The organism is Vaccinium witches'-broom phytoplasma str. VAC (assembly GCF_000309405.1).
GTDB lineage: Bacteria > Bacillota_I > Bacilli_A > Acholeplasmatales > Acholeplasmataceae > Phytoplasma.
In genome coordinates this window covers 1-5,403 of the sequence record NZ_AKIN01000010.1, presented here as the reverse complement: position 1 = coordinate 5,403, position 5,403 = coordinate 1, and the positions used below count along the sequence as shown (strand labels likewise).

Sequence of the window (5,403 nt, the reverse complement as noted above, 5' to 3'; positions counted from 1 at the left end):
ATAAATAATAATTTATTATTTAATAAAAACTTTTTAATGAGTTTTTACGGTCCTTATTATTGAGGATTATTTTTAATGAGTTAATGTTAATAATATAAGTAATAATATAATAAGTTTAGAGGGCATAAAAATGAGTGAATTAGTAAAATTAGTTTGTACAGATTGCGGTAGAGAGCATTATTACACTTACAAAAATAAAAAACAACATCCAGGGCGTTTAGAATTTAATAAATATTGTCCGTCTGAGCGTAAACATACTATCCAAAGAGAAAAAAAATAAAAAAGTTGGATTTAAAAATGTCTGTATTTTATCAAAAAAATCGTCAATCATTGCTTAAAAAAATTGAGAATAACAGTCTAGTATTGTTTTTTTCTGATCAACACCAGTTTAACGAAGAACTTTCAGCTACGGCGAAATTTGAAGTTAATAAAAATTTTTATTATTTAACTGGTATAGAACAGAAAAATGTAGTTTTATTGATGGTGAAAAACGAACAAAAAGAAGAAGCTTTTTTGTTTTTAGACCCAGTAGATCCTGTGAAAAAATTATGGGATGGAGAAACTTTAAGTTTTGCCAAAGCTGCGGAAATAAGTTCTATTCCTGTTAATAATTGTTTAGATATTAACCTTTCGGAGACGTTTGTATTTTCTTTATTAAATATTGTGAAAATTAGTAAATTTGGTTATATGGAAAATATTTATTTAGATTTATCCAAATTTAAATTAAAAGACAATATTTCTGTATCTTTAAAAATGGCTAATTTAATTCAAACAAATTATCCGTTTTTAAGAATAAAGGATCATTTTCATTTGGTATCAGATTTAAGGATCACTAAACAACCAGAAGAAATCACTTTAATTCAACAAGCTATTGCTTTAAATAAAGTAGCTTTAGAGGTAATAGCGCAAAAAATGCAACCAGGATTATATGAATACGAAATATCGGCTTTTTATCATTATGTTTTAGAAAGTCATTGCGCAACCAACTCTTTTCATACTATTGTGGCTTCTGGCCATAATGCGACTATTTTGCATTATAACCAAAAAAAGAGCCCTATTGGTGCTAATGATTTAGTTTTGATAGATTGTGGGGTTCGTTATCAAAATTATACTTCTGATGTTGCTCGTTGCTTTCCTGCTAGTGGAAAATTCACCCCTCAACAAAAACAAATTTATGAAATTGTTTTAAAAGCGAATAAAAAAATTATTGAATGGATTGAACCAGGACATACTTTTGCTGAAATGAATCAATATGGTAAACAAATTTTAAGCGATGGGTTAAGTGAATTAGGTTTTTTAAAAAAAGACGAATCTATTGATAAATATTGTTATCACGGTTTAGGTCATCATTTAGGTTTAGAAGTGCATGATGTAGGTAATTCTTTTGAACCTATTAAGGAAAATAACATTATCACTATCGAACCAGGTTTATACTTGCCAGAATTAAGTTTAGGCATCCGTATTGAAGATGATGTTTTAGTTAGTTTCAACGGTAATGTTAATTTAACTCACAATATTCCTAAAGAAATAGATGACATTGAAAAATTAATGACAAAATAAATAACTATTATAAAAATAATAGTTATTTATTTTGTTAAAGTGCAAATGGCCCTGTAGCCAAGTGGTAAGGCATGGCTCTGCAAAAGCTTGATCATCGGTTCAAATCCGTTCAGGGCCTCCATCATATAAAAATTAAGAATTAAACGAATAGCAAATATATTAAACGATACATTTATTTCCTCCAATTATAAAGGTATAAAAAAAATAATTCATCTGTATTAGTTTTTAGTTGAATATAGGAAAATTATCAATATAACAAATATCTTTTTATCATGTTAATTTATCATGTTAATGTCGTTTTTGTTGCGTTCGCATGATTTTTTTGAATAACTTTAAAATTTTTGCCTTTTGTTGTTAATTTTAAAGTATAAATGAGGTAACAGATTTCTATGATCAAAAAGGATAATAAATTTTTAAAATATATTCATAAAAACAAAAAAACATCTATTATTGTTCTTTTGGTGATAATTTTATTAATAGGAGCTTTTTTATACACGTTTAGAGGCAAAAAAATAAATAATTCAGAAAAGACAGATACTTTGTATGTCGCTACAGCAGCCCCTATGCAACAAGGTTTTGGAATGTATAATGTTAGTTCCAGAACTTTTTATAATAATATGATAAGAAATTTAATCCATGAACCTTTATTGATGCCTAAAACCAAACCAACAGAGGATAAAAAATACGAAAAAACAAAAAAAACAACTTATGAGAGTAATATTTTAGATGAATATAAAACAACTGATTCAGACCCTTCATCTAAAACAAAAATATATGTGTTAAAAAACAATATTAAATTTCATAATGGTGTTGATTTAACAGTCGATGATATTCTTTATTCTTGGAAAAAGACCAAAGAATTAGGTTTAGAATCTTCCCGTTATATAGAAAGTTTCGACATATTTGAAAATGAGCCCAATAAGTTCACTGTTACATTTAAAAATGAAAAAAACAATATAAATGAATTTTATTTGAGTAAAATTTTTGTCATAAATAAAAAAGAGTGTGAAAACGACTTTCATCAAGGAATAAAAATAGGCTTAGGGGTTTTTCAATTAAAAATTATCAAAAACGACAAAATAGTTCAATTAGAATCATTTGACAAACATCCTAAAAAACCACAACAACCGAAAATCACCAAAATTCATTTTCAATATTATCCTGATTCTGTGACTCGTTTCTCAGAAATAAAAAATGAGAAGATAGATATATTAATAGAACCAACAAATGAAAATATATCTGAAATCAAAAAGAAAAACATCAATCATTTAAAAACAGTAAAGAATAATTTTTTAAATTTAGAATTTATCTTATTGATTAATAAACTTTTAAATTTTGATACAGAAAAAATTCTTTATGACATTATTCCAGCAAATAAAGAAGATGAAGGAACGGGGTATTATCCAGAAATCGATTTCTTTTTAAATCCTGGTTTAATCGGCGGAAATATGGAAGACAAAAAAATCAACCGATAGTGTCGAAGCAGAATTGCAAAACAAACCGCAAATACAAAAGGATAAAAAAATTAAAATTTTAATCATTCAAGATGAGAATAACTTGAGAAATCACTTTTTATCTAAATTAAAAGTCGTTTTGAAAGAGATAGGTTTTCAATTTGATGAAATGAAAAAGAATGATTTTAAAACTATCTCGGCAATAGATCAAAAAGGAGATTTTTACATAGTTTCTTTTGATACAAATGAAAATAACGGTAAAAATGGTAATAATAATGATTTATTGGTTTTATTGGATGAAATCAATAATATTCCTATCGAACAAAAAAACAGCCCACAAAACAGAAAATCATTCAGAAAAAGAAACAGACCAAACAGGTTCCAATTCATATCCAGAGAAAATAAAGCAAATACAAACCATTTTAAAAGACAATTATGTTTATGTTCCTTTTTTTTAAAACAACCAAAAAATTCTATTACTAGAGATAAAATTCAAAATTTTAAAACGGATGCTTTCGGTAATATTATTTGGTCAGACATCGCTAAAACTAAATAACAATAAATGTATTTGTGACTTCTTTTTCTTAAGAAAAAGAGATATCTTTATGGAAATGCATCATATATGGCATTAATTCTAAATTAAGTTATAGAAAGTATGTATCAAAATGGCTAAATATACTTTGAAAAAAATATTTTATACCATTGTTTATTTATTTGCTTGTTATTGTTAGTATTTTTCCGCTTTAAAGTTTTTTCCGATTCAGCACAAGCTTTATTAGAGCGCAAGACAGTACTTACCAATAAAAAGCTGAGTTAACTCAATAATGAGGCTTAGATACAAGTTTAAATAAACAATTTTGGGATTATTTGACAGGGATTATTTTTAAATTTGATTTTTACAAATCCTAGAGTCAAAGAGATCCAAAAACTATTAACTTATTTATAACTCCTTTTGCTATTGCTTTAACCATTATCTATCATTAGCATTTTTATTGTCTCTTTGTTAGGTATTTTGGCTGGCATTTTTGCGGCTTATTATCCAAAATAGTAAAAAAGACTATTTCATACTTTTACTTTCTATTTTGATGATTTTTTTCTACGCCTAGTTTTATCACAGGTTTTTTGTTGCAATATTTTTTAGGTTTTCATTATATTTTATTTCCTATTTCTGATTTAGAAAGCCCTTCTTCTGGGATTTTGCCTATCAGTACGTTATTTTTGGGGCAAACTTTTTTAATCGCTAAAACAGTGAGAAATAATATCATTGAGATTTCAGAAAGAACAACCTTATATTGTCGTATTACAGGCTAAAGGGTTATCGCCGACTTATATTTTAATTCCATCATTTCTTAAAAAAGCTTTAATACCTATTATCATCTAAATTAGCTTACTTTTTAGTTTTATGGTTAGGCGATTCTTTAATAGTAGAACCTATTTTAATATTGATGGAGCGGGTTCTTTGAAGATTAAATTTTGTACTAAAAGAGATATCCCAGCAATTTTAATAAAGTAAAAAAACCATAGAGCAAAACGGAAGTGAGCTTGATTATTATGGAGTGAAAAAAACAGATGTTAAATAAAATATATCGCAAGAATAAAATGTTATTTGAGGTTTATTGATTTTCTCCAGTTTAATGATCTGAATTTATCTGATGCCTTTGTGTTTTGATAGAGAAGAGATAGTCATGGAACACGAAAGTATTAAAAATAGCTTTTGTACGGCTTTGATAAGTGTTTTTGTAGGCGTACTTTTAGGTATTATAGCGGGTTATTTTCTCGGTTGTACGGATTCAATATTGAATCTTATTTGTGATTTTTTAGTGGTTTTTCCTGCTTTTGTGTTAGCTTTTATAGTGATTTTTATGTTCGTAAAAGGGATGAAACAATTGATTTTATCGATCAGTATATGTTATTTGCCAATTTTTATTAAAAATAAAAACAGTATCAAATGACTTATTTATTGATTTTTCATGATTTAGGAATGACTCGTTATATTAGCGATCGTATTGGCGCGATGACAAAAAGGTCGGTTAGTCGAATTAGCCCCTACAGAAGAACTGTTTAATAATCCTCTTACACCCTTATTACACTAAAAATTATTAAACACTATTACGGTTTTACCGCAATATGCTAATTTAGAGCAATCACAATCTTTGAAGAAGAAAGAAAAGAAAGGATTTAGTTTTTCTTCTTAATTTTTCGGATAGAGATTTTTAGTAAGCGAAAAAAGGTCATTTTATTTTATGCACTTTGGACCAAAAGAAGTATAAAAAAAGCATGATTTTATGGAAGTTTAATAATTTTTACATACTTATTTTAGCATGGGTAATGGTTTAGCAAAAGCAGTCCTAAAAGACCTAATAATATTAATTTTTATTATTTTTAACAA

General features: G+C 26.8%; 6 protein-coding genes and 1 tRNA gene. All 7 read left to right on the top strand.

Features of this window, described 5'->3' with window-relative positions; all coding sequences use genetic code 11:
* Window positions 1-130: 130 nt before the first annotated feature.
* The 7 genes from rpmG to RI68_RS00520 all read left to right on the top strand — a co-directional run bounded on the left by rpmG (window position 131) and on the right by RI68_RS00520 (window position 4,966).
* Window positions 131-280 carry a 50S ribosomal protein L33 gene (gene rpmG, locus RI68_RS00550; RefSeq protein WP_017192518.1) on the top strand — a complete coding sequence of 50 codons (150 nt, stop codon included), beginning with the start codon at window positions 131-133 and terminating at the stop codon, window positions 278-280.
* A 17-nt stretch (window positions 281-297) separates the two neighbouring features.
* Window positions 298-1,560 (top strand): aminopeptidase P family protein, encoded by a 1,263-nt coding sequence (locus RI68_RS00545; protein WP_017193323.1) that lies wholly within the window; start codon window positions 298-300, stop codon window positions 1,558-1,560.
* 47 nt (window positions 1,561-1,607) lie between these two features.
* Window positions 1,608-1,681, top strand: a tRNA-Cys gene (locus RI68_RS00540).
* Between the two features lie 268 nt (window positions 1,682-1,949).
* Window positions 1,950-3,035 (top strand): ABC transporter substrate-binding protein, encoded by a 1,086-nt coding sequence (locus RI68_RS00535; RefSeq protein ID WP_017193322.1) that lies wholly within the window; start codon window positions 1,950-1,952, stop codon window positions 3,033-3,035.
* A 13-nt stretch (window positions 3,036-3,048) separates the two neighbouring features.
* A complete protein-coding gene (locus RI68_RS00530; RefSeq protein ID WP_017193321.1) occupies window positions 3,049-3,570 on the top strand; it encodes a hypothetical protein in 522 nt (173 codons plus the stop codon).
* A gap of 566 nt (window positions 3,571-4,136) precedes the next feature.
* Window positions 4,137-4,325, top strand: coding sequence for a hypothetical protein (locus tag RI68_RS00525; protein WP_261974264.1), 189 nt, complete (start codon window positions 4,137-4,139; stop codon window positions 4,323-4,325).
* Window positions 4,326-4,699: 374 nt separating this feature from the next.
* On the top strand, window positions 4,700-4,966 hold the full coding sequence (locus RI68_RS00520; RefSeq protein WP_017193320.1) for a hypothetical protein: 267 nt from the start codon (window positions 4,700-4,702) through the stop codon (window positions 4,964-4,966).
* Window positions 4,967-5,403: the final 437 nt, after the last annotated feature.